Here is a 24,643-nt window from a genome sequence, read left to right as displayed (position 1 = left end):
TGTAGCAAACGTGGATGGAGCGTTTCGGCTCCCTCCCGTCATGGGCGGCATTTCGTTCATGACAGGAGGATACGTGTATAAATATCTGCTTTTGATTTCCGCTTCGGCAGTGCCTGGTGCAGCGTATGCGCAGACTGCCAGCGAGCAGGCGCTCGAGGAAATCATCGCCGCCCAGGACGAGGCAAACGAGGCTGGCGATCAGCAAGCGACTGTGGGCAGCTATCGCAGCTCGGCCCCGGCCGAGGCGATCATCACGGTCACGGCCAACGGCCTCGGCACCGATCTGCGCAATACCGGCCAGTCGGTCACCGTCATCGGACAGGAAGAGATCGAAACCATTCAGGGTGCCGATCCGGCACGCGCACTTGCGCGCGTTCCCGGTCTGTCGCTGTCGCGTAGCGGGGGTGTCGGTACGGTAACCAGCGTGAACGTGCGCGGCGCCAATCCCGACCAGCTTCTGGTACTGGTCGACGGCGTGCGCGTGGCCGACCAGGCGAGCCCTTCGGGCGGCTTCGATTTCGGCAATCTGCTGCTCGGCACGGCCGGCAAGATCGATGTTCTGCGCGGATCGAACAGCACGATCTGGGGATCGGAAGCCGTGGGCGGGGTGATCGACATCTCGACGCGGGCCGAGCGCGGCATGACTGCCAGCGTCGAGTACGGCTCGCGCGACACGCTGTTTGCCAGCGCCGCCGCCGGAGCAGGCAATGACAACGCCTTTATCGGCCTGACCGGGTCATGGTTCGAGACCGACGGATTTTCCGCAGCCGCATCGGGCACGGAAGCCGATGGATCGAAGCAATTCGCTATCGGCTCCAGCGCCTTCCTCAATCTGACCCCCAGCCTCGAGCTGTTCGCGCATGGTAACTTTGCGGAAGGCGACGTCGAGATCGATGGCTTTCCCGCACCCGACTTCGTCCTCGCCGATACCGACGATACGCAAAAGACTACGCGTTACTGGGGCGATGTCGGCCTTGCCTATTACGGCAACGACCTGACCCTGCGCGCTGCGTACAGCCTGTCCGATACCAAGCGCGCCAATCGCGATGGTTCCGGGGCGGAGACTTTCGCCAGCGACGGCCGCTCCGATCGCATCTCGCTGCGCGGAGAATACCGTTTGCTGGGCGGTCTCTCGCTGGCTTTCGGCGGCGATCATGAATGGACCGAGTTCGAAACGAGCTTCGACACGGCCGCCGAAACCGAAATCAGCGGCGCCTATGCGCAGCTTGGCTGGGTGATGGGCCGTCTGGCCGTCCATGGCGGTGCGCGCGTGGACGATCACGAACAGTTCGGCACGCATGTAAGCTTCGGCGGCGACGTGAGTTACGGCTTTGGCGATGACTGGCGCGTGCGCGGTAGCGTGGGCGAAGGTTTCAAGGCACCGACACTGTACCAGTTGCTCTCGTTCTACGGGAATACGGAGCTCGAACCCGAAGAAAGCACCAGCTACGATCTGGGCGTCGAGAAAGGGCAGCGGGGCTCAGGTCTGCACCTCGCGCTGACGGGCTTCCGCCGCGACAGCGACAATCTGATCGGGTTCGGCGTTACGCCTGAAAGACCTTCCGGCGTGTACCTGAACACCGCCCGCGCCCGCGCGCAGGGCATCGAAGCGGAGGCAGGCTTCGATCTTGCACCCGGTCTTCGCCTTGCCGGCATATATTCCTATGTCGATGCGGAAGATCGTACGACCGATCTCGACCTGGCGCGGCGACCCAAGCATTTCGGTACCATTTACGGCGACTGGATCAGCGATTTCGGTCTCGGCCTCGGGGCGGATCTGCGCCTTGTCGGTGCAAGCTGGGATAATGCCTCCAACACGGTTCGCCTCGAAGGATACGAGCTGCTCGATGTGCGGGCATCCTTCGGCCTGGGCGACCATCTGGAACTGTTCGGCCGCGTCGAGAACGTGTTCGACACCGATTACCAGACGGTTGCGGGATATGGGACGGCTGGCCGCAGCGTCTTCGGCGGGATCAGGGCGAAGATGTGAAACCGTTGCTCGCCGCATCGGTTCTGCTCCTTGCCGCATGTGCGCAGGGCGGGGCCGATGCGCCGACGGCTGGGGCGCGGCCGACCATCGTCAGCCTGAACCCCTGCACCGATGCGATCCTTGCCGATGTAACGGCGCCGGGACAATTGCTGGCGATATCCCATTACAGCAAGGATCCGCGATCGAGCTCGATGCCGGCGGAGCAGGCGTCGCGATACCGGGCTACCGGCGGCACGGTCGAGGAGGTTCTCGCGCTCGATCCCGATGTAGTGGTGGCGGGAAGCTTTATTGCACCCGCAACGCGCGCCGCGCTGGAAGATCTGGGCATGCAGGTCGTGACGTTCGGCATCGCCAGTGATGTCGCCTCGAGCGAGGAGCAGATCCGGAGACTGGCTTCTCTGGCCGGCGATCCGCGAGCGGGGCAGCGCCTGATAGAACGGATCGAAGCGGCGCTCACCGAAGCGGAGGCGCCGGACGGGCGCGCCGTCGACGTTCTCCTGTGGCAGCCCGGCGGAATTGTCGCGGGCGAGCAATCGCTGGTGAGCGACTTGCTTGCCCGCACCGGCTTCACGAACGGTGCGCCGGCCCGCGGGCTGTCCCAGGCCGACTATGTGGCGCTCGAGGATGTGGTAGCCGCGCCGCCGCAGGTGTTGCTAGTTGCAGGCGGCGACCTTGGCCAGCAGCATCCGGTGCTGGACCGGCTGCCGGATATGCGGCGCGAACGCTTCGATACCAGCCTGCTTTACTGCGGCGGTCCGACGATCATCCGTGCCGCTCGTCGACTGGCGGAGATACGGAGCACAGCATGGTGAACCGCGCGACTTTGATCTTCGGCGGGTTGCTCATCGTTGCGCTTCCGCTTTCGCTGCTGGCCGGGCGGGTCTGGCTCGATCCGGCCAGCACGCCCAACGCCGCGCTCATCCTTGCAGAGCTGCGTCTGCCGCGCGCCCTGCTGGCCGTGGTCGTCGGCGCGGGATTGGGAGCGGGCGGGGCAGCCATGCAGGGGTATCTGCGCAATCCGCTGGCCGACCCCGGTCTTTTCGGGATCGCTCCGGGCGCGGCGCTGGGTGCCGTGGCCGCGCTTTGGTTCGGCTATGCCGCTTCGCCGTGGCTGCTTCCCGCATTCGCCTTGATCGGGGCGGGCGGGGCGATGGCGTTGCTTGCGGCGATTGCCGGACGCACGGGCGGGATCGCGCTGTTCACGCTCGCCGGGTTGATGGTTGCGAGCCTCGCCGGCGCATTGACGGCGCTTGCGATCAGCATGGCGCCCAATGCTTTCGCCATGAGCGAGATCGTGATGTGGCTGAACGGCGCGCTGACCGACCGGAGCTGGCGCGAAGTGTGGCTGGCCACCCCACTCGTGGCGCTGGGCGTGCTTCTGCTCTGGCGGAGCGGGAAATCGCTGGATGCGCTCACGCTGGGGGAACCTGTCGCCCGGTCCCTTGGGGTCGAACCCGCACGGCTGCTCTGGCTGCTGATCGTGGGCATAGGGCTGACGGTCGGCGCAGGCGTCGCGGTGGCCGGTATCATCGGCTTCGTCGGCCTGATCGTGCCCCATCTCGTTCGGCCCTTCACCGATAGCCGGCCTTCACAGCTCATCGTGCCGAGCGCATTGGCCGGGTCCCTGCTGGTGCTTGTCGCGGATAGCGTCGTACGCATATTGCCACTGGTGACGGAACTGCGTCTGGGCATCGCCTTGAGCCTCCTTGGCGCTCCGTTCTTTCTCTGGTTGCTGCTGCGCATGCGCAGGGGGCTGGCATGATGCTTGCGGCACGGGAAGTCTCCGTCGACAAGCGTCTGTCCCGCATCTCGCTCGAACTTGCGCCGGGATCGATCACTGCGATCTGCGGGCCGAATGGTGCGGGTAAATCGACCTTGCTCGAGGCGCTTGCAGGCTTGCTGGTGCCCGATGGTGGAATGGTGGCCTTCGACGGGGTGGATGCTTCCACAAAGCCACCACGGGACCGAGCAAAGTGTATCGGCTATCTCCCCCAAGCGCATGAGATTGCCTGGGATGTTCCAGTGCGCAGCCTGGTCGAACTCGGGCGCATGCCGCATGGCGATCGCCTGTCCGGGCCGGTCGATGCTGCTCTGGACGCGCTCGACATCGCACAGCTTTCGCATCGCCGGGCGCAATCGCTGTCGGGCGGCGAAACGGCCCGCGTGTTGCTGGCCCGTGTCCTGGCGGGCGAACCGCAATGGATCCTTGCCGACGAGCCGCTGGCTGCGCTCGACATCGCCCACCAACTCACCTTGCTGCGCCATCTTCGTGATGCTGCCGACAAGGGGGCGGGTGTCGTTCTTGTCCTGCACGATCTGGCGCACGCAATGAACCACGCCGACCGGGTGGTCGTGCTTGATGCCGGCGAACTTGCCGCCGATGGCAGATGCGAAGACGCGCTCGACCCACGAGTGATCGAGCGCGTCTGGAAAGTTCCCGTCCGGTGGATCGGCGAACCGAACCACCGGGCGTTGATCAGCGGCTGATTATCCGGCTGTATCTGCCGGCAGCGCGCCGTCCGATACTTCGCTGTCCGCAGCTTCGTCGCCCGGGACAAGGCCCCGCGCTTCAAGCATCGGCGTGACGTCCGGATCGCGTCCGGCAAAGTTCCGGAACATTTCGAAGTAATCCATCGTGCCGCCAGTGCTCAGCACGGTTTCGCGATAGTGGTCGCCATTCGCGCGGGTAAGACCGCCGTTTTCCATGAACCACTTGCGGCTGTCGCGGTCGAGCATTTCCGTCCACAGATAGCTGTAATAGCCTGCCGAATAGCCGGCCGGACCGCTGAAGATGTGGTTGAAATAGGTCGAACGGTAGCGGGGCGGAACCAGGTCGATTTCAAGTCCGAGTTCTTCGAGCGACTTGCGTTCGAATTCGGTCACCTTGGCTGGCGTGTTGATCGCTTCGGCCTGTTCCTTCGACAGGGCCGCCCACTTCATGTCGAGCAATGCCGCTTCCACGGTTTCACCGAAGTCGTAACCCTGGTTGAACTTCGCCGCCGCTTCGATCTTGGTGATCATTTCGGAGGGGATCGGCTCGCCCGTGCGATAGTGCTTGGCATAGTTGGACAGCACTTCGGGGTAGGTCGCCCAAACCTCGTTTACCTGGCTCGGATATTCAACGAAGTCACGCGCCACGGCGGTGCCGGACAGGCTGGGATAGGTCTGGTTGGCGAAGAAGCCGTGCAGAGCGTGGCCGAATTCATGGAACATGGTGTTCACATTGTCGAAGCTGACCAGCTGGACTTCGCCCGCTGGCGCCTTCGGAATGTTCAGCACGTTGTAGATCACCGGCTTGGTGTTCCACAGCTTGCTCTGGTCGACGAAGTTGCTCATCCAGGCGCCGCCGCGCTTCGACGGGCGTTGGAACGGGTCGAAGTAGAAGATGCCCAGTTCGCTGCCATCGCGGTCGAACACGGTGTAGGTCCACACATCGGGGTGATAAACCGGCAGGTCCGTGCGGCGTTCGAAGGACAGGCCATAAAGCTTGTTCGCGGCATAGAACACGCCGTCTTCCAGCACCTTGTCGAGCTGGAAATACTCGGTCATCGCGTCTTCATCGAGGTCGTAGCGAGCTGCCTTCACTTTGTTGGCGTAGCGATACCAGTCCCACGGCTTCACTTCGAAATTGCCGCCATCGGCCTTGATCGCTTCATCCAGCATGGCTGCTTCGCGCCGCTGCGTTGCGGCGAGGGCGGGAACCATGCGTTCCATGAAGCCAAGCGCCGTGGCAGGCTTTTCGGCCATGCGATCCCACATGGCATAGGTTGCCCAGTCGGGTTCGCCGAACAGCGATGCCTTTTCGGCGCGCAGCGCTGCAATCTTGGCCACCAGCGGACGGGTATCGATGTCGGTGGTGCCGTCTGCACGGTGATAGGAAGCCATGAACAGCTTCTCGCGCGCGGCGCGATTGGTCATATTCGGCAACAGCGGCTGCTGCGTGGTGTTCTGCAGCGCAATCGCATATTTCCCGGGATGGCCCTTTTCGGTGGCAAAATCGGCGGCCGACTTGATGTCGGATTCCGAAAGGCCGGCCAGTTCTTCGCGTGTATCGAAGATGACCGGCTGATCGGCCATGGCTGCGCGTGCTTCCTGGCCGAATTCGGTCGTGATTTCGGACAGTTCGGAATTGATTTCCTTAACGCGGGCACGCTGTGCGTCGGTCAGCAGAGCGCCGGCGTGAACCATGCCTTCATAGGTATCTTCGAGCAGCTTGGCGTCTTCGCGCGTCATCGCCATTGCGGCGCGATTGTCATACACGGCTTTCACCCGGGCGAAGAGCTCGGGGTTGAGCGTGATGGAATCGGAATGTGCGGTCAGCTTGGGGCTGATCTCGGTATTGATTTCGTCCAGCCGGTCGGTCGTGTTCGATCCGGTCAGGGCGAAGAAGACGGTGGCGACGCGGCCCAGCATCCGGCCCGACTTTTCGAGCGCAACGATCGTGTTGGAGAATGTCGGCGCTTCGGGGTTGTTGATGATGGCATCGATTTCAGCCTTGTGGATCGCCATTCCCTGCTCGAACGCGGGGATGTAATCGTCTTCGGAAATCTTGCTGAAATCGGGCGCGTGGAACGGCAGGGTGCTGTCGGACGCGAAATATCCGGTTCCCTGCGGTATGTTTGCGACCGCGGTGTTGGCATTTGCCATAGTTTCGATTTCTCCGCCCGGAGTGGTGGCGCAAGCGCCAAGAAGTGCGGATGCTGCAACGGTGGCCAGGATGTGGGCCTTCATGTTGTTCCCCTCATGATTGTGCGCCACGCGGAACCCGGGCGCAGGAATGCGATAATGATATGCGCGATTGGCCTGCCTGTAGCGCGCACGCAAGCATGCACACGTCGCCGGTCGGCGCATCTCATACGTTAGTCGAACGGGACGGGCTCGCCCTGGTTCCTGTCGGCGCGCTCCCGCGCGGTATCCAGTGCTTCGTCCAGTGCCTGGCGGTTCACGGTCATGAGACGCGGGCGGCCTCCGTCACGGTCGACGACCAGCCAGATTGCACCCAGTTCGAAGAAACCGCCCTGGTCCTTTGCCACACTCATGCGCGAAAGATCGAGCTTCTGGAGCACCTCGATCATGGCCGGGTCGAATATCTCGTCGAACACGGCCTCCACTTCGGTGCGATCCTTGATCTCCCGTCTTTTTCCGTCGCCATCGATATAGAGCAACGGCAGGCCGACTTCGCGCAGCAGGCGTGCCTTATCGCCGCTTCTTGCGGCATCGCGCAGCGTCGATATCGCCACGTCGAACTGGCTGGCACTGGTGCCGGTGGCGCAGGATATCGCGCCACCTTCGACAAAGTCATGATCGCGATCGAACTGGGGATTCCGTTCTTTCTGGCTCGACCATACTAACAACAGGCAGTCGCCGGGGGCAGCCTCACCCTTGGCGACGATGTCGACCGGTGTTTCCGTATCACCGTCGCCATCGGGCACGCACGCCCATGCCGTCGTCACGGCGAGTAGCAGGGGGGAGAGATAGAGGCGGTTCATGATGGCGTTCTGAGGGCGTAGATGAGGATCGGTTCGTAGATCGAACCGTGGCGGTGCAGGGTGCTTTCGAAGAGCGTATAGGAATCGGCTCTCCAAGGGCCAAGTCGCAAGCTGGCGTTTCGTTCGAGAAACGGTTCCGGTGGACCTGAAGAGCGATTGACCCGCGCCAGCGTGATGTGCGGATGATACTTGCGATGGTCCGGTTCCACGCCGGCCGATACGCAAATACGATCGATTTTCTGGCGAAGGCGCTTCAGTTCGGGTGAAATCTCCACGCCAGCCCAAAGGGTGTGAACCCGGCCCTTGCGCACAAAGACTCCCGTGCCTGAAATCGTCAGGTCGAGGGTAGGTAGCTCGATTGCCTGAAGCTGGCGGGCCAGGTCCTCAGCCAGATGGGTATCAACCTCTCCGATATAGCGTAGCGTGAGATGAAGCTGCTCGTCATCCTGCCAGCGCACATCGTCTACGCCCTCCATCAGATCGATCAGGGCGTCACGTATCTCTGGCGGTGGACGAATGCCGACGAAGAGGCGGTGAGACATGCTAGAAAACTGTGACTGGACGGTAAAATCTGGGACCGCTGGACGATTGGTCAGGTCGAATAGGGGGCGTCGTTCTGGCGCGGATCCCCATAGCGGCCCTTCATGAAAATCTTGGCCCGGCGCTCGCTGCGAAATTGCAGACCGCGGGCGAATTTTCCGCCGGCGTGCGTATAGTCCAGTTCCGCAGCGATCGCCTCGTAATCGCGGCTTTCGATTGCCGTGTTAAGCCGCGGGCTTTCGTTTTCAGATACATTCCCCAGGCCGACATTGTACACCAGATCGAGCAGGGCATCGAATTCATGCTGGTGAAGCGGCAGGTCGCCGACCAGCAGACGCACGCCTTGTTCTGCCTTCGCCAGATCGTGTTCCAAGAATTGCAAAACCTGCGCCTCGTCGACGCGATCACCGACCTGCAGATCGTCTTCGGGAAGGATCAGATGACCGACCCCTACGGTCGGATATCCGGCCACGTCACGGTAGACGGTGTATCGTACGCCTTCTTCCTCGATCAACGCCTGCTTGAACGTGCCGCTCGCTTTCATCAACGCCGCTGGCTTGCGTACACCCGCAACGTCATCAACAACTCGCTGCATGTCTTCGTCGATGCCGAAGGCCTTGCGCGCTTTGGGCGGGCCGGTGAACGCCGTTAGCCCCAACGCGCCCGCGCCGAGCATCAGGGTGGCGCGTCTGCGTGCGGAAAGCTTGGGTTTGATATGGAAAGCTTGATAGGCTGCGCGGCGCGCACGGCGAAGATCGCGGCGATGCCGACGCTGCCGGTTCAGTCTTTCGAAAATCCCTTTCGATTTTCCGTTGTTTCCTGAGCGCGATGGCGCGCGAGACCAATCTATGTCGTCCAGCGGACGGTTGAAGTCGGTCAGGATGGCTTCGAGCCTGGCATTCGTCTGGGTATTGCGCCGCGTACTGCTTGATCGTTTATCGCTTCCCTGCGGGTGTGGAGCGGTGTCCTTGTCCATAAGGCGGGCACCTTTCGGTCTCTATCTGCTCTGGCACGACATCTCATGAGCCGCCGTTAGGGGCGCGGGAAATGCCGTGCGCTGTCTGTCTTGTCTTTAGAACGGTTCATGGGGCCCAATCGGTCCACGGTTCGTCGCTGCGCAGCCCCGTCCGGGCCGCGCCGTGCCGATCAGGCAGCCCGGCGGACCCTGTTTCTGCCCGTGCGCTTCGCTTCGTAACACGCTAGGTCGGCGCGCATGAGCGCATCATCGATGCTCTCGCCAAACAGCCAGGGCGACAGGCCGATCGAGGCGGAGATGCGGATGCCGGGACGCTCGCTGAACCGGTCTTCCAGCTTGGCGATCATCATCCGCAGATCATCTGCCCCCTCGGCGATGGCCGTATCGGTAACCCCGCGGGCGATGACCAGAAATTCCTCGCCGCCAAGCCTGAATGCAAGGTGCTCACCCTTACCCTCCAGAGTGGCAGCCCAGTCGCGGATCGTATCCGCGGCGGCTATCAGCACTTCGTCACCAACGGCATGCCCGAAGGTGTCGTTGATCGCCTTGAAACGGTCGAGGTCGATCGTCAGGAGATGGCGCGAATGCGCGCCGCCCTCGGTATGCGTTTCCTCGAACAGCTTGCGGCGGTTGAACAGTCCGGTCAGCGGATCGCGCCAGCTGAGGAATTCGGCGCTGGACAGCGCAGCGGCAAGGTCTTCGGACAAACGCCGGTTCTCGACGAGCATGCGCGCGGAACTGCGCAGATGCTGCCCCGCGCTCGAACTGTAGAGGCGGATGCCGACGACGGCCAGGGTTACCACCCCGATCATCGCCGGGTCGCTGTTCGCGGGGTGAAACAGGATGAGCGCGCTCGCCGTCGCCCAGAAACTGACGAGCATCCCGTCGCGCGCTGCGGGCAGGGCGGCGAGCGTGACTGCGATCAACGTAATCGTCACAACCACCACGACCTGTATCAGCGCCACGGCCGCGATGGATGCCCCGGCCGGTTGCGGCCATAACATCAGCGCCAGCGTGACACCGGTCAACGCCATGGCGCCGAACACGATGCGCTGCATGGTCTTGATCGGCTGGCGCGCCCTAACGCGCACATCCAGTCTCGCCGTCGCATTGCGGGTGAACAGGAACGACGCCAGCCGCAATGCCAGCAACAGCGCCATGGCGGCCGGGTTGGGCAGCACGGCGACACCCAGCGCCAGCATGCTCAGGCCGATCAGGCTGGACGAAAGCGAACGCCGCTCGCGATCGAGCATTGCGATAACCGCTTCCCGATCGACTTCGTAGGAATCGATCGGGATGCGCGTAAAGGCGCCGGCACCTCTGCCGTCAGTGTCCAGATCGTTTCGCAATGGCTGTTTCCCTACACCCTCTCACGCCGGGTCTTGGGAAAATACCGTCCAATCGTTAACGTTCCTGCTCGCAAAATTCACTTTATCCCGGATCACCAGATGCGCGCGCGATCTTCCGGCGCGATATACATCTCGTCATCCGGCGTGATGTTGAACGCTTCGTACCAGGCGTCCACGTTACGCAGCGGAGCGATGGTGCGATAGCGCGACGGGCTGTGCGGGTCGGTCGCTACCTGGTTGCGCAGCGAATCCTCACGCGCCTTGGCCCGCCACACCTGCGCATAGGCGAGGAAGAAGCGCTGATCGCCGGTCAGTCCGTCGATCACGGGTGCTTCCTGGCCGTTCAAAGCCTTCTTGTAGGCATCGTAGGCCACCAGCACGCCGGCAAGGTCGGCGATGTTTTCGCCCATCGTCAGGTCGGGATTGATGAAACTGCCGGGGACCACTTCGAACTTGGCGTATTGGTCGCCGAACTTCTTGGCCTCCGCTTCGAACCGCTTGGCATCGCCCGCGGTCCACCAGTCCTTGATCGCCCCGCTGGCATCGATCTTGCGGCCCTGATCGTCGAAACCGTGGCTGATTTCGTGGCCGATCACCACCCCGATCGCGCCATAATTGACGGCCGGGTCGGCATAGGCATCGAAGAACGGCGGCTGCAGGATCCCCGCGGGGAACACCATCTTGTTTTCCAGCCCGCCATTATAGGCGTTCACGGTCTGCGGGTTCATGCCCCACTTCTTGCGATCGACCGGTTTGCCAAGATCGCTCATCGCGTAATCGGCATTGAATTTCGTCGCGGCGACCATGTTTCCATACAGATCGTCAGGCGACATCGGCAGCTGCGAATAGTCGCGGAATTTCTCCGGATAGCCGACCATCACGTCCATCCGCTCCAGCTTGTCCAGCGCGGCCTGCTTGGTGTCGGGGCTCATCCATTCGTTGCCGCGAATGCGATCGCCCATGGCCAGCTTCAGATTGGCGACCAGTTCGTCCATGCGCGTCTTGGCGATCTTGGGGAAATATTCGGCGACGTAAGCCTTGCCCACCTGCTCGCCCAGCGAACCGTCGATGGTGTCCACCGCGCGCTTCCAGCGGGCACGCTGTTCGCTCGTCCCGTTCAGCGCGCTCGTGAACTGGAATCGGCTGTCGACCATTTTCTTGTTGAGGAACGGCGATGCCTGATCGGCGATATGCGCTTTTTCCCACAGCTTGAGGGTGTCCAGATCGGTACTGGCATACAGCGCCGCAATGGCTTTCACCGCCGTGTTATCGGTTACGATGATGCGATCCTGCGGCGGGATGTTGTTGCCCTGGAAGAATGCATTCCAGTCCACCCCGGGTGCATAACTGGCCAGCTGCGTTCCCGACATGGGATTGTTGATCTTCTCGATCTGGCGCTTCTGTTCCGCATCCCAGTTGAGCTCGGCAACATAGGTCTCGAACGTCATCACGCGGCTGGCCGCCTCGCGCGGGTCGGGCTGGCCGATATTCCGGAACGTGCGCTCGAGGTAATCGAGATAGGCCCCGCGCTGCGGCGCGAACTTCTCGTCGAAATAATACTCTTTCTCCGGCAGGCCGAGCCCGCCGGAGGACAGCCACAGCGTGTTCATGGTCGGATCGTCGGGATCGGCATAGGGACCCGCCCCGAACAGCGAACCGCCGAACTTGCCATAGGTCGAGCCCATGTAACGGGCGAATTCTGCCTTGTTCGAAATCGCATCCACCTGCGCCAGCTCGCGCTTCAGCGGGGCGATGCCTGCCTTTTCGATCGCCTTTTCATCCATGAAACTGGTATAGAGCGCGCCATATTGCGAACCTGCCGGTGCGTCCGTGACGAGGCCGTTCACTTCTTCGGTTACATCTTCGCGCAGATTGTAGAACGATCCGACAGAGGGGCGGTCAGCGGGAATTTCCGTTCGGTCCATCCACGCGCCGGACGCATAGCGTTCGAAATCGTCGCCGGGGTCGGCCGTCAGATCGCGCGCTGTCAGATCGATGCCGTAATCGCCGATCTTGGCCTGGCCGGTCACGACGATGGTGTTCTCGTCGGACGCGGTTTCGTCGGCAAAGGCAGGAGCGGCGAGGGCAAGGCCGATCGCCAGTGCCGAGGCTGCGGACAGAGTTTGGAGTTTGCGATACATGGCTTTGAGTCCCCGTTGATCGAATACGCCTTTATATAGGATCGGTGGCTTTGCCGGCATCGGGCTAATCGGCAAGCGGCCGACGCGCATCGGCGAAAGACACGCCCGTGCCCTCGCGATCCGGTCGCCTCGGCAAAGGGCACGTCTCGGCACAGGTGAAGGCCGCGGAACACTGTCCCGCGGCCTTCTTGGTTGACGGGCAGAGCCCGTCTGGGAGAACAGTTTAGAAGGAGAAACCGGCTCCCGCAGCCACACCGCCCTTGCCATTGGCACCCATGGTGCCGCTGACTTTCAGGACGGCCTTGCCGTCGGCGAAGGCAGACGACAGGCCAAAGCCGAACGAAGCCTCGCCGCGATAGTAGCCGACACCGCCGCCGACCATCATCCTGCCGGGTTCCAGGGCCTGCGGGATCGAAGCCATCGCCATGGCCGAAGCCGTGCCGGAGAAAGCATCGTCGCGCAGTTCAGCCAGATCGAAGCCGATCTGTGCCACTCGCATGTCGGTGTAGTTCATGGAGTCCGTCAGCACGCCGGTAAGTCCGGCCTCCATCTGGCGCAGATTGACGGCATCGGTTGCCGCAGTCGCATCGGCGACATTATGCAGCGCCACCGGGGCAGACGCATCCCTGCCGATCAGCGTGACATCGTTGGTGATGGTCCCGCCGTTGCTGGCCGTCGGATTGTCGGGGTTCGAGTACTGAACCGCCACGATCGTGCTGCCTGCCAGATTGTTGTTGATGGTCTGGATATCGTCCGTGTTCTGCTGAACGTTCTGGTTCGTGGCAAAGAGCTGCGAACCGTTCACGGCATCGGTCGACGTCGCGGACAGCGTCCCAGCGGCGACATTGGTGACCTGCACCGGACCGTCATCGGCACCGAAGAAGGCAACCGTATTCGTCGGCGTGCTGCTGCGGGTCGATGTATCGGCCGTCGCCACATAGCCAACCGGAACATTGGCAAGGTCCGCCTGGATCTGGTCGATATCCGTTTCATTGACGGTCACTCGCGTATCGAGAGTGACGATATCGCCCTCGTTCACCGTGACCCGGTCGTCGAGATTGTCGATATCCCCTTCATTGACAGTAACGCGTGTGTCCAGATTGGCGATGTCACCCTCGTTGACGGTAACCCGGCCATCGAGATTGGCAATGTCGCCCTCGTTGACGGTAACCCGACCATCGAGATTGGCGATGTCGCCTTCGTTCGTCGTTACGCGATTGTCGAGATTGACGATGTCGGTTTCGTTCTGCGTGATGCGGTCGTCGAAGCCGTCCACCGTCACTTGGATCTGTCCGACACTCGTCTGCAGGTTGTTGATGTCGGTCCGGTTCTGGGCGATGTCGGTTTCGTTCTGCGTCACCCTCCCGTCCAGTGCATCGACGGCCTGATTGGTGGCGAACAATTGCGAACCGTTCACCGCCTCTGTGGACGTCCCGCTCAACTCGCCCCCGGCCACGTTGGAAATGGTCGTTCCGCCGGTACCGCCCAGTGCAATCTCGGTCTGGGTGGCGTCGGTGTACATCACGGACGTATCCTGCAGGGCAGCAATGTCGCCCTCGTTTGCAGTTACGCGCGTGTCGATCGCATCGATATCATCGGCATTTGCCGTGACGTTCTGGTTCGTTGCGAAAAGCTGCGACCCGTTTACGGCATCGGTGGATGTCGCATCCAATGTGCCGGCAGCCAGGCCGGTTATGGTGGTTCCTCCGACCCCATCGAGTGTAATCGCTGTATGGGCAGCGCTATCGTATGTGACCGTGTCGCCCACTGCGGCGGCGATCGATGCATTGACCTGGCCTACGGTGGCAGCATCGGTGTCGGCCGTACCATCCAGAACGTTTGTGATCTGCCGTTCCGCACCCAAGGCGCCGACGGAAACGCTGTTGATGCGATCCGCCAGCGACCCTGTACCCAAGGCAACCGAATTGGTGGCGCTCACGGTCGAGCCGGTACCAAGAGCCATGCCATTGACGGCAGTCACTTCGGCGTCGGTCCCCAGCGCAATCGCGCCGGTCGCCGTCAGGCCAGTGGTGGCACCGTTGCCGAATGCTATCGAATCCGCTGTTCCCGCACTGGCAACCTCACCTTCGCCAAGGCCGGTGATCTGGTTGCCGCCGATGCCGATACCGGCGGGATTGTTGAGGGTAAGGCCATCGACCGTGACATTGCATTCTCCCGGACCGACGATCGTGTTGTTGCTGTTCAGCACATCGACGCTGATCGGGTTGCCGGCAACGGCGTTGCCGACGATGTCACCAACGTTTATGTTGAGGGGACTTGGCAAACCCGGCAGCAGCAAAGTGCTCAGTGGACCTAACAATCCATTCAAGTTCGTTTGTAATGGCGTAACGATACCGGTGTTCACCTCTCCCAACAGAGCTGTCAGATCGGATTCGTTCAGGCTCAAGCCCGTACAAACATCCACAACAGGCTGTGTCTGCGCGTAAACCGGTGTTTGGGGGACTACGAAAGATAAGGCGGCTAAGGAAGTTGCAGTCGCCATGTTAACGATTTTGCTTCTAACCATTGATGTTCTCCCATTTAGGAACGGGCGTAAACATCTGTTTGATAATCTTAATTTGGTCTTCGGACCGAATCGCCGATACCCTAGGAAGTATCCTTACCAATCCCTTATCGAACGCGTTCGCAGATCGGGTTAACCGATTGGTTATCTTTATGATTACCAGTTAATGAACTTTTTGCTCGATGCGCCGGACTAGGGGCTAATACGGGGGTCTCTATCGGCCTCCGCGCCAAATCTTTGTCGCGGCAATGGTTTTTCGGGTCGAAGGGGCCCACTGGCGTTTTCGATCGTTCGTTCCCATGTGGCAGGCAAACGTGGAAAGGTTGCGATAACGCGTCCTCACGGATACCACGTAATTTCGAACACAACGGGAACACTCTCCTTTTCATGGCACTCACCAAAATCTCGGTCCGCGGCGCGCGTGAACACAATCTCAAGGGCGTCGATATCGATCTGCCTCGCGACAGCCTGATCGTCATCACCGGGCTTTCCGGGTCGGGCAAGTCGAGCCTGGCCTTCGACACGATCTATGCCGAAGGGCAGCGCCGCTATGTCGAAAGCCTGTCCGCCTATGCGCGTCAGTTCCTCGAAATGATGCAGAAGCCCGATGTCGAACATATCGACGGGCTGTCGCCAGCCATCTCGATCGAACAGAAGACCACCAGCCGCAACCCGCGCTCCACCGTGGCGACCGTGACCGAGATCTACGATTACATGCGTCTGCTGTGGGCGCGCGTCGGTGTGCCCTATTCGCCCACGACCGGCCTGCCGATCGAGGCGCAGACCGTGTCCAACATGGTGGATCGCGTGATGGCGCTGCCCGATGGCACGCGGCTTTACCTGCTCGCGCCCGTCGTGCGCGGTCGCAAGGGTGAATACCGCAAGGAACTGGCTGAATGGCAGAAGGCCGGCTTCACCCGCGTGCGGATCGACGGCGAGATGTACGGGATCGAGGAAGCGCCCGCGCTCGACAAGAAGTTCAAGCACGACATCGAAGTGGTCGTCGATCGCCTCGCCGTGAAAGAAGGGATCGAGACGCGGCTCGCCGACAGTTTCGAACAGGCGCTCAAGCTTGCCGATGGCCTCGCCTATGTCGATCTCGCCGATGGTGTCGTGCCGGGGCGCGAGGATGAAGGCGAAGCGGGCGGGGCGATGAAGGGGGCGGGCCTGCCTGCCAACCGCATCGTCTTTTCCGAACGCTTCTCCTGCCCGGTATCCGGCTTCACCATCGAGGAGGTCGAACCGCGCCTGTTCTCGTTCAACGCGCCGCAGGGGGCCTGTCCGACCTGCGACGGGATCGGCGAAAAGCAGCTGTTCGACCCGCAACTGGTCGTGCCCAATGAAGCGCTCAGCCTCAAGAAGGGCGCGGTCGTGCCTTGGGCCAAGAGCAATCCGCCGTCACCCTATTACATGCAGGTGCTGGCCAGCCTCGCGAAGGAATTCGAATTCGATCTCACCACCCCGTGGGAGGAGTTCGACAAGGAAATCCGCGACATCATCCTTTACGGTACCAAGGGCCGCGCCATCCCGCTCACCTTCAAGGACGGGCGCAAGAGCTACACGGTCAAGAAGCCCTTCGAAGGCGTGATCGGCAATCTCAATCGCCGCATGCTGCAGACCGAAAGCGCCTGGATGCGCGAGGAGCTGGCCAAGTTCCAGACCGCGCAGCCGTGCGAGACCTGCGGCGGCAAGCGCCTCAATGAAAAGGCGCTGGCGGTGAAGGTCCCGGGCCCCGACGGCCCGACCGATATCGCCACCCCCACCAAGATGAGCGTGGCCGATGCCAAGGGCTGGTTCCTCGCGCTGCCTGGCCAGCTTTCCGAAACGCAGGCGCAGATCGCGCATGCCATCCTCAAGGAAATCAACGAGCGGCTGGGCTTCCTCGACAATGTCGGGCTCGACTATCTCAACCTCGACCGGACCAGCGGGACGTTGAGCGGCGGGGAAAGCCAGCGCATCCGCCTCGCATCGCAGATCGGCTCGGGCCTGTCGGGCGTGCTCTACGTGCTGGACGAGCCCTCCATCGGCCTCCACCAGCGCGACAACGACCGGCTGCTGGAAACGCTGAAGCGCCTGCGCGATCTCGGCAACACAGTCATCGTGGTGGAACATGACGAGGACGCGATCCGCGCCGCCGATTACGTGGTCGATCTCGGCCCCGGCGCCGGCGTCCACGGGGGCGAGGTGGTGGCCGAAGGCACGCTGAAACAGGTGCTCAAGTCGAAGAAATCGCTCACCGCCGCCTATCTCACCGGCCGGCGCGAGATTGCCGTCCCGGCCAAGCGGCGCAAGGGCAACGGGCACAAGCTCACCGTCCACGGCGCGCGGGCGAACAACCTCAACAACGTCACCGCGTCGCTGCCGCTCGGCACCTTCACCTGCGTCACCGGCGTGTCGGGTTCGGGCAAGTCGTCCTTCACCATCGACACGCTCTATGCGTCTGCCGCGCGCCATCTCAACGGCGCGCGCGTGGTCGCCGGTGCGCACGACAAGGTCACCGGCCTCGATTATTGCGACAAGGTGATCGAGATCGACCAGTCGCCCATCGGCCGCACCCCGCGTTCCAACCCCGCCACCTACACCGGCGCCTTCACCCAGATCCGCGACTGGTTCGCGGGCCTCCCCGAAAGCCAGGCTCGCGGCTACAAGCCCGGCCGCTTCAGCTTCAACGTCAAGGGCGGCCGCTGCGAGGCATGCCAGGGCGACGGCCTCATCAAGATCGAGATGCACTTCCTCCCCGACGTCTACGTCACCTGCGAGGAATGCGGCGGCAAGCGCTACAACCGCGAAACGCTGGAGGTGAAGTTCAAGGGCCACTCCATCGCCGACGTGCTCGACATGACGATCGAGGATGCGGAAACCTTCTTCAAGGCCGTCCCCCCCATCCGCGACAAGATGGCGATGCTGAACGAGGTCGGCCTCGGCTACGTCAAGGTCGGCCAGCAGGCGACCACGCTGTCCGGGGGCGAGGCGCAGCGCGTCAAACTTGCCAAGGAACTCGCCAAGCGCAGCACCGGGCAGACGCTCTACATCCTCGACGAGCCGACCACCGGCCTCCATTTCGAAGACGTGCGCAAGCTGCTCGAAGTGCTGCACCGGCTGGTCGATCAGGGCAATTCGGTCGTGGTGATCGAACACAATCTCGATGTCATCAAGACCGCCGACCACATCCTCGATCTCGGCCCCGGCGGCGGCGTGCGGGGCGGGGAGGTCGTTGCGCAGGGCACGCCCGAGGACGTCGCCCGGGTCGAAGGCTCCTTCACCGGCGCCTATCTCGCGCCCATGCTCGAACGGCAGAAGGAAGCGGCGGCATAGGGGCCCTCGCGCCCCGCCGCTGCCGCTTCAGCGCAGCATCCCCAGCTTGAACCCGGCCAGCACGGCCGAAACCCGGTCGTGCACGCCCAGCTTGGTGAACAGGCGCTTCAGATGCGTGCCCACGGTCGCCTCGCTGATGCCCAGGATCATCGCGGTTTCCGGGTTGGACTTGCCCGCCGCCACCCAGTTGAGGATTTCCGCCTCGCGCGGGGACAGCCCGTCGATCCCGGCGCCGTGTTCCTCCTCGATCCGGTCGATCCGCAGATGGGCGTGCTGCGCCACCGCGCACATCAGCGACCGGTCGACCTTCGCCAGGTCCTCCGCCGCCACATTGTCCACGCCGAAGAACCCGCGCGCATGGCGCAGGCCCGATGTCGGGATCGCCAGCCCGTCGGTCAGGCCCATCCGCGTCGCTTCTTCCACGAACAGGCGCCCCACGTCGTTCACCGTCAGCTGCTTCAGCAATTCGCCCAGCGTACCCACCTCGTTGCGGGTCGTCGCCGCGGTGGACACAGGGTCGATCAGGTCGAAATCGCGCTCCAGATAGCGCCGCATCCACTCGGGCGGCATGCCGCGCTCGTACAGGCGGAACTGGTCGGGCTTGGTGACCATGGGAATGACGAAGCAGAACGATCGGAAGCCCCGCGCGCGATAGAATTCGGCCAGCACATCCAGCACCTCGTCGCGCGTTGCGGCCTCGTCGATCTGACGAAAGATTTCACTGCCGGGCATTACGCAACCACCTCCTTGGTGATATTTCGTTTCGCGAACCGACAGTCATGCTGCGCTGCTTACTGCAGCGTTCCTTCAATCCCATGTCCCTCAATCACGTGACTGGCGCGTTCGTTCCCTGTTCCGCACATGCGGCCCCCCGGAACACACCCCTCCGGCAAGGACCGGACAGCATCGTGGCGCAGCCCAAGTTCATCATCGTCGACCCCGATTTCACCCGCCAGCGCGATCTCGCCTGCGCGCTCGCCGGGCTGGGCCTGTCACATTCGGCTGCCGACCCGCGCGAGATTGCAGAGCTATGGCCCGCCCGCTGCCAGATCTTCGTGCATGACGAAGGGGACCGGCTTGGCGAACTGCACGCATGGCTGGAACGCGGCGGCATGCGCTTTCCGCTGATCCCCTACAGCAGCGCCCCGTCGATCGAACGGGTGGTGGAGGCGCTGCACAGCTACGGCGCCGTCGGCTATCTCGACTGGCCCTGCGCGCACGACCGGCTGTGCCGCACGCTGGCGCTCGGCGCGGACAAGGCGGAGGAGATCTTTCGCCGCAACCAGGCCTACGCCCGCAGCCGCGCGCTGGTGGAGGTGCTGACTCCGCGCGAACAGGAGGTGTTGGCCGGCATCTTCAACGGCTGCACGGGCAAGGAGATCGCGCGCGATCTCGGACTCAGCCCGCGCACGGTGGAAACCTACCGGGCGAACATCTTCACGAAGCTGGACGTGCGCAACGCGGTGGAGGCGGTGCGGTTACTGGCGGAGAAGCTGCCGGAACTCGACGCGGAAGACCTGCGGTATGCGCGGCTTGCGGGCGTGGAGGGGTGATGGGGCAGGCGCGAGGCATATATATGCCGCCTGCCAATTGAATTATCGACCTCTGGTCCAACGCACCCTCTGCGATAGGCACAACCTTCCCATAAGCCTCTTCACAAGATCTTCATAATTCTGCTTCTTTTAGAAGAACTTCCAACGTCATTCTGACGAGTAGAATTTGGGGGGACTATGACAACTGATAGCGATACCTTGGCGAACGCACGCGCACACATGATGTACGATGCGAACCGCAAGTCGACTGGCGTAGCCTATCTACTCTGCATTTTTCTTGGTGGGTTTGGAGCGCACCGTTTCTATCTGGGGCGCACTGGCACCGGCGCTGTTCAGCTTGTTCTATGGCTGCTGGGCTGGGCCACGCTATTCATAGCATGGATTCCCTTGGGAATTTGGATCATTGTTGACCTATTTCTTATCCCCGGCTTGGCGAGAAATGAGAACATGTCTCTAGCGGACAAGTTTTCGCGCTGAGGCATTCCGTTGCCATGTAGGTGATCAGTCTCGGGCCGTTAGGGTACCGAGATGGGGCGACTGCAGCAAAGATTACTTGATATAATCGTAGCTTCGTCGCCCGAATGTGGAGCGCTTCTCTAATACAGTCCCGCTTCCCCCGTTCGCACACGCCCGTCAGCGTGCATCTGCGGCGTGGGGGCGGGGAGGGTTTCGCGCAGGGCGCGCCCGAGGTGCTCGCGACTACCGGGCAAAACCTCAAGCCAAAGCTGAAACGGTAAAAGGAAGCGCACAAGCGACGCCCTATTTAGCGAGGTCGTGCGTAGTGCGAGATTATACTACGTGTTGATAAGCTTCTCTCAAATTGGCCTCTTCCAACTTTGTTGTGCAGTTGCACAAAAGGCAGGTCCTCAGCGAACTGTCCACGGAAGCACGATCGCCACGAATAAGGGCGGCCGTAATGATACCAATATCTTTTCCGCGCACGCAAAGACGAGGATCAGTAGCAACGTGGTGCTCTTCTAATTGTTGAAGTTTCGCACGGAAAGCATCGACTCTTCCCTGACCAGCACCGCCTCCCAGCAGTGATGCCAATAATCTGTCTCGATCAAAAAATGGCGCGTTATCCTTGTATTGGAAGTACCGTCGCGGATTTCTCTCGATAGTCTTAGTAATTCTCAGACCAGCGCCGGAATCATCATTTGCCGCTCGAAATAATCCCACGATTTTACCAAATGATAGCGCAGCATTTATCACTTCATCTAACTTTTCGTCTGAGCAACCGGACGCTTGTACGATAATCTGCAAATCAGCGGCCGTGGTAACGTAACCCTCGATATCCCGGTAATCTGTGATCAGAACATGTTGAAAATGCTCAGTCGCTAGAATGTGATCATTGTCGGCGTCGACGAAAATTTTTACTCGATCCGAAAGGTCTGTTCCGACCAAGAGTCTGGCTAACTCTAGGGCCCGCTCTTTACTTCCATTGTTGTTTGGACCTGTCACCTCAACCGCATCTACAGCCATTATGGTGGAATTGTTTCTAACCTCCGACGGTGCGAGCAAGGACCAAAACTTCGTGTCTCCAGGACCTTCGACGATTAGAACATTTACATCTGGTTCTTGCGTACGAAAACGATAAAAGAATTCTGCGACTGTATATTTAGACATCGAAAGTTACTCAATCGGCGACAAAGTCTGAACAGCATAAGAGTGTTCAGCAGAGATGGCAGTTGAGTGGGTACTAAAAAAGAACATAGGTGACGCACCGCTAGCGCAATGAGATAAGGCAGCGACTAGGCGGCGCTGCCAGCTCACATGGAGCGACAATTCGGGTTCATCGATAGCTAAGACGGTGCCTTCTCTTTGGCAAAGTAATGCTGAAACCATCATATAAAGAAAATGATATTCACCCGACGAAAGGTCATACTCTGAGAGAATGCCGGTCTCGGATCTGATTTCCAGACCGTAATCTGTCGACACTCTAACGATTTTGCCGACCAAGAAATCATCCATTAGTCGTTCGAATTGATTTATGCGGCTTAGAATGAGCTCTCGGCTTCGCTGCCTATTCTCGTGGATTTCAACGTAGCTTTCCACAAGCGAAAACGCATGAGTGTCTTCCTCAAGCCGAGTATCATTCAGAACTGATTGTAGTGCACGTATCTCGTGAAGATCAGTTTGTAATCCAAAACGCTCGACCTTTTCATTCTCTTCTAGGAGCCTTTCCGTCCGCGAACGGATCTCGGAAATCGTGACTTCCGTTTGAGGATTGGCAAATCGGTTAAAAATGTGCGGAAATAGATCGAATTGGCTTGTTTGAAAAAACCTTCGGTAGTCAACTTGAGCGTCTTTCAGAAATTCCTTTACTCTAAAAGCCAAGGGTTTGCGTTCTTTACGTGTTCGAAAGGCTTGTCCGTATTGCAACTTTGGCTCTTCTCGCTGCCGCAATAAGTCGAGTGTCCTCTCGATGGTAAGAAGCTCAAAATTAATTGTTTCCAACTTTGGCATCGCAAATTGGCGGAACTCATCAATTGCCAATCGCTGCTGTCGATCATAGTTAGGATTATCACGACTTTTATACAGCGAAACACTGTGTTCGCCAAAAGTTACTTGCAGGGGAAAGTTTGGATCTTCTCGATGTTCAATTCCAAGGGTGTCGCCGTCACTAAAATTAATTGCCACATAATTGAAAGGAACCTCTCGAAGCTTGTCGAAAGTCAAATCCGTAAGGGCCGAAGCGATTATTTGCATAATCGTGGTCTTACCGGTGCCATTCTGGCCTTCTAAGATACAAAGTTCGGGTCGGCGATTTTCGGGGTCAATTCTTGGGAATTTTATTCCGTGATCCAAGTAACCAAAAAGCCCTTGAATTTCAAAAGAATGAAGATGGATTGGGTCCACCTTCGGCCCTTTTACCCGTATTGAATTACCAGTTTCTGCCATGAACCCTCCGATCGCGGATAGGAGTTTATAAAGTGCAAAAGAGCAAGAAAATTCTTGCTCGCTAACGGTTCCGTCCGCGAAGAACGTGTGCGTCGAGCATCGAACTAATGGCGATGGTGTGATCGAACATATTCATCTTTGTTTGAACAAATTCACCGCATCACCCCCCGCTACATCCCCTAGTCACGCATTAATGGCCACAACGCCAAAACCTGCTATACAGCCTCCATCGCCGGACCGATCACGGGCCTTTCGGTGACTGAGAGAAGCTTCGGCATTGCTCCCGCCTAGCGTAGTGGAGCGGTCGCATGCCCACCCAAGTCTTTATACCCCTTCTCGTCGTGACGGCGTTCGTCAGCGCGTGGCTTCTGGGCGAGTGGATTATCCGCCACCGTCGCTCCGGCAGCTAGGCGCGCCGCCGCGCGCGCAAAAGGCGCTGTCCTACACGCGATTATCTCTATAGCTGGACCGGTTCCCTTCCACTTTCGCAAGGTGAACCCATGTCCTTCATGCCCGCCCGTCAGGGTCGTTTCATCTCCGCCGCCGAACTGGCGGAGGCCGAGACCGCCAGGCGCGCCGAAACGCGTGCCAAAGCCGCCAAACCGCCAGCCGCTCCCACACCGGAAGACCCCGCCGAACCGCGCGCCCGCATCGGCGCGGCGCTGCGCCGGCGGGGGGAAGGGCAGGGCGCTCCGCCCGAACCCTGCGCAGAACCCGCGCCTGCCCCTGCCGACCTGACCCCTGCCGCCGCGACGTCGCCCGGTCCCGCGCCCGCCGCATTTCGTTCGCCTGCCGGTTTCCCCGCGCTGGTCGAGGATCTGCCCGGCGACGAGACGCGCGCCCCGCAGACGCAGTTCACGCTCGACCTGCGCATCGCCTTTCTCGAAGCGCTGGCGGTCAGCGGCAGCGTGCGCTCCGCCGCGCGGCGGGTGAAAATTTCGCACCAGAGCGTCTATCGCGCGCGCCGCTCCAGCGCCCCCTTCGGGCGCGCCTGGGATGCGGCCATGGTGATCGCGCGCGGGCAGGCAGAGGCGCTGCTGGCCGATTACGCCATGTCCGGGGTGGAGGAGGAGGTCTGGTATCACGGCGAGATCGTCGGCACGCGGCGGCGCGTCAGCGACCGGCTGCTGCTCGCCCATCTCGGCCGCCTCGACCGCATGCGCACCGACGCGCGGATAGAGGCGCTGGCGGAGGACTTCGACGGCCTGCTGCACCGTATGCGCGCAGGCGAGCCGATCGACGTTGATGTGGGCGAGGGGGCCAAGCCCACCGCCGCCGGTCCTGAACCCTCCGCTCGCCCCGAGCCGGTCGCAGGGCATGGCGCAAACCACACCCCCGGCACCCCGGAAATTTTATCGCCTGGACAGTGTAACACCCGGTCCATGTCTGCAGCGGAGGATGCCGCGCCACCCCGCGAGGAACGCCATCCCGACGAACCGCCCTGCGACTGCATCGCCGCGCGCAATGGCACCGATGGCGGCAGGCCGCATTACCGCATGGGCAAGGACGGCTTCGAACCCGTGCTGAGCGCGAAGGGGGAGGGGCCGTGTTGCGGCGAGCCGCGCTGGCCCTCCTGCCGCGCCTGCCCGCATTACCCGCCCGTCGCGCGGCTGCTCAACGAGATGGAGGACCAGCGCCCCCTCGATGCGCCCGAGCCGGACGAGCTGGGCGGCGATCCTGCGCAGATCGAGGAATGCCAGATTGCCGCCTTCGAGGCGGGGGACGAGGACTGGTGGCGCTACGGCGTGGACTTCGTCGCCTATGCGAAGAACGAGTTCGGCGACTGGGCACCTATCGAGGATCAGGACGAGAAGCACACGGGCGGGGGATCAGGCCCGAGGTAGGGCGCTGGCGAGGGGCTTGCG

The 24,643-nt window shown here is 61.3% G+C and carries 18 protein-coding genes; 8 read left to right on the top strand and 10 right to left on the bottom strand.

Annotated elements, in window-relative coordinates:
* The first annotated feature begins 73 nt into the window (after window positions 1-73).
* The 4 genes from K3177_RS06265 to K3177_RS06250 are packed head-to-tail and all read left to right on the top strand — an operon-like array spanning window position 74 to window position 4,477.
* Entirely contained in the window at window positions 74-1,990 is a 1,917-nt protein-coding gene (locus tag K3177_RS06265; RefSeq protein ID WP_345725367.1) for a TonB-dependent receptor plug domain-containing protein, read from the top strand.
* On the top strand, window positions 1,987-2,802 hold the full coding sequence (locus K3177_RS06260; protein ID WP_345725366.1) for a helical backbone metal receptor: 816 nt from the start codon (window positions 1,987-1,989) through the stop codon (window positions 2,800-2,802). The genes K3177_RS06265 and K3177_RS06260 overlap by 4 nt, the downstream gene beginning before the upstream one ends.
* Entirely contained in the window at window positions 2,799-3,752 is a 954-nt protein-coding gene (locus K3177_RS06255) for a FecCD family ABC transporter permease (protein WP_221597602.1), read from the top strand. Before K3177_RS06260 ends, K3177_RS06255 begins: the two co-directional genes overlap by 4 nt.
* The gene (locus K3177_RS06250) at window positions 3,749-4,477 is read left to right on the top strand and encodes an ABC transporter ATP-binding protein (protein ID WP_345725365.1); all 729 of its coding nucleotides are present in this window, start codon (window positions 3,749-3,751) and stop codon (window positions 4,475-4,477) included. The genes K3177_RS06255 and K3177_RS06250 overlap by 4 nt, the downstream gene beginning before the upstream one ends.
* Here the strand turns inward: K3177_RS06250 and K3177_RS06245 are convergent, their stop codons facing one another.
* The 7 genes from K3177_RS06245 to K3177_RS06215 all read right to left on the bottom strand — a co-directional run bounded on the left by K3177_RS06245 (window position 4,478) and on the right by K3177_RS06215 (window position 14,892).
* A complete protein-coding gene (locus tag K3177_RS06245) occupies window positions 4,478-6,637 on the bottom strand; it encodes a M3 family metallopeptidase (RefSeq protein ID WP_420493669.1) in 2,160 nt (719 codons plus the stop codon).
* Window positions 6,638-6,849: 212 nt separating this feature from the next.
* The gene (locus tag K3177_RS06240; protein ID WP_221597600.1) at window positions 6,850-7,479 is read right to left on the bottom strand and encodes a hypothetical protein; all 630 of its coding nucleotides are present in this window, start codon (window positions 7,477-7,479) and stop codon (window positions 6,850-6,852) included.
* A complete protein-coding gene (gene thpR, locus K3177_RS06235; protein ID WP_221597599.1) occupies window positions 7,476-8,021 on the bottom strand; it encodes an RNA 2',3'-cyclic phosphodiesterase in 546 nt (181 codons plus the stop codon). Before thpR ends, K3177_RS06240 begins: the two co-directional genes overlap by 4 nt.
* A 50-nt stretch (window positions 8,022-8,071) precedes the next feature.
* Window positions 8,072-8,995, bottom strand: a complete 924-nt coding sequence (locus tag K3177_RS06230) for a lysozyme (protein WP_247714315.1) — start codon at window positions 8,993-8,995, stop codon at window positions 8,072-8,074.
* A 170-nt stretch (window positions 8,996-9,165) separates the two neighbouring features.
* Window positions 9,166-10,344, bottom strand: coding sequence for a GGDEF domain-containing protein (locus K3177_RS06225; protein WP_221597598.1), 1,179 nt, complete (start codon window positions 10,342-10,344; stop codon window positions 9,166-9,168).
* A 92-nt stretch (window positions 10,345-10,436) separates the two neighbouring features.
* A complete protein-coding gene (locus K3177_RS06220; RefSeq protein WP_196846384.1) occupies window positions 10,437-12,485 on the bottom strand; it encodes a M13 family metallopeptidase in 2,049 nt (682 codons plus the stop codon).
* Between the two features lie 223 nt (window positions 12,486-12,708).
* Window positions 12,709-14,892 carry a YadA family autotransporter adhesin gene (locus tag K3177_RS06215; protein WP_221597597.1) on the bottom strand — a complete coding sequence of 728 codons (2,184 nt, stop codon included), beginning with the start codon at window positions 14,890-14,892 and terminating at the stop codon, window positions 12,709-12,711.
* Window positions 14,893-15,396: 504 nt separating this feature from the next.
* Here K3177_RS06215 and uvrA point away from each other — a divergent pair.
* Entirely contained in the window at window positions 15,397-18,324 is a 2,928-nt protein-coding gene (gene uvrA / locus K3177_RS06210) for an excinuclease ABC subunit UvrA (protein ID WP_221597596.1), read from the top strand.
* A gap of 27 nt (window positions 18,325-18,351) precedes the next feature.
* Here the strand turns inward: uvrA and K3177_RS06205 are convergent, their stop codons facing one another.
* Window positions 18,352-19,056, bottom strand: coding sequence for a helix-turn-helix transcriptional regulator (locus K3177_RS06205; protein ID WP_221597595.1), 705 nt, complete (start codon window positions 19,054-19,056; stop codon window positions 18,352-18,354).
* Between the two features lie 176 nt (window positions 19,057-19,232).
* Here K3177_RS06205 and K3177_RS06200 point away from each other — a divergent pair, with 176 nt between their 5' ends.
* Together K3177_RS06200 and K3177_RS06195 are read left to right on the top strand one after the other, a co-directional pair.
* Window positions 19,233-19,877 (top strand): response regulator transcription factor, encoded by a 645-nt coding sequence (locus tag K3177_RS06200; protein WP_221597594.1) that lies wholly within the window; start codon window positions 19,233-19,235, stop codon window positions 19,875-19,877.
* Between the two features lie 177 nt (window positions 19,878-20,054).
* Window positions 20,055-20,354 (top strand): TM2 domain-containing protein, encoded by a 300-nt coding sequence (locus K3177_RS06195; protein WP_221597593.1) that lies wholly within the window; start codon window positions 20,055-20,057, stop codon window positions 20,352-20,354.
* 312 nt (window positions 20,355-20,666) lie between these two features.
* On the opposite strand, the gene K3177_RS06190 is transcribed toward K3177_RS06195, so the two are convergent.
* Entirely contained in the window at window positions 20,667-21,503 is an 837-nt protein-coding gene (locus K3177_RS06190; protein WP_221597592.1) for a DUF4435 domain-containing protein, read from the bottom strand.
* A 6-nt stretch (window positions 21,504-21,509) separates the two neighbouring features.
* Complete coding sequence (locus K3177_RS06185) at window positions 21,510-22,778, bottom strand: AAA family ATPase (RefSeq protein ID WP_221597591.1); 1,269 nt, start codon at window positions 22,776-22,778, stop codon at window positions 21,510-21,512.
* Window positions 22,779-23,278: 500 nt separating this feature from the next.
* On the opposite strand from K3177_RS06185, the gene K3177_RS06180 reads away from it, so the two are divergent.
* Window positions 23,279-24,622: a hypothetical protein gene (locus tag K3177_RS06180; protein ID WP_221597590.1), complete on the top strand. Its 1,344-nt coding sequence runs from the start codon at window positions 23,279-23,281 to the stop codon at window positions 24,620-24,622.
* Window positions 24,623-24,643 lie beyond the last annotated feature (21 nt).

This window comes from Qipengyuania pacifica (assembly GCF_019711555.1).
GTDB lineage: Bacteria > Pseudomonadota > Alphaproteobacteria > Sphingomonadales > Sphingomonadaceae > Qipengyuania > Qipengyuania pacifica.
The sequence above is the reverse complement of the archived record's forward strand: the minus strand, read 5'-3'. Positions and strand labels throughout refer to the sequence as shown.

Bases quoted from the DNA above. Each gene is read 5' to 3' on its own strand.
- K3177_RS06250 (WP_345725365.1), top strand. From the start codon at position 3,749: ATGATGCTTGCGGCACGGGAAGTCTCCGTCGACAAGCGTCTGTCCCGC.
- K3177_RS06245 (WP_420493669.1), bottom strand. From the start codon at position 6,637: ATGGCAAATGCCAACACCGCGGTCGCAAACATACCGCAGGGAACCGGA.
- K3177_RS06240 (WP_221597600.1), bottom strand. From the start codon at position 7,479: ATGAACCGCCTCTATCTCTCCCCCCTGCTACTCGCCGTGACGACGGCA.
- thpR (WP_221597599.1), bottom strand. From the start codon at position 8,021: ATGTCTCACCGCCTCTTCGTCGGCATTCGTCCACCGCCAGAGATACGT.
- K3177_RS06230 (WP_247714315.1), bottom strand. From the start codon at position 8,995: ATGGACAAGGACACCGCTCCACACCCGCAGGGAAGCGATAAACGATCA.
- K3177_RS06220 (WP_196846384.1), bottom strand. From the start codon at position 12,485: ATGTATCGCAAACTCCAAACTCTGTCCGCAGCCTCGGCACTGGCGATC.
- uvrA (WP_221597596.1), top strand. From the start codon at position 15,397: ATGGCACTCACCAAAATCTCGGTCCGCGGCGCGCGTGAACACAATCTC.
- K3177_RS06205 (WP_221597595.1), bottom strand. From the start codon at position 19,056: ATGCCCGGCAGTGAAATCTTTCGTCAGATCGACGAGGCCGCAACGCGC.
- K3177_RS06195 (WP_221597593.1), top strand. From the start codon at position 20,055: ATGACAACTGATAGCGATACCTTGGCGAACGCACGCGCACACATGATG.
- K3177_RS06190 (WP_221597592.1), bottom strand. From the start codon at position 21,503: ATGTCTAAATATACAGTCGCAGAATTCTTTTATCGTTTTCGTACGCAA.
- K3177_RS06185 (WP_221597591.1), bottom strand. From the start codon at position 22,778: ATGGCAGAAACTGGTAATTCAATACGGGTAAAAGGGCCGAAGGTGGAC.
- K3177_RS06180 (WP_221597590.1), top strand. From the start codon at position 23,279: ATGTCCTTCATGCCCGCCCGTCAGGGTCGTTTCATCTCCGCCGCCGAA.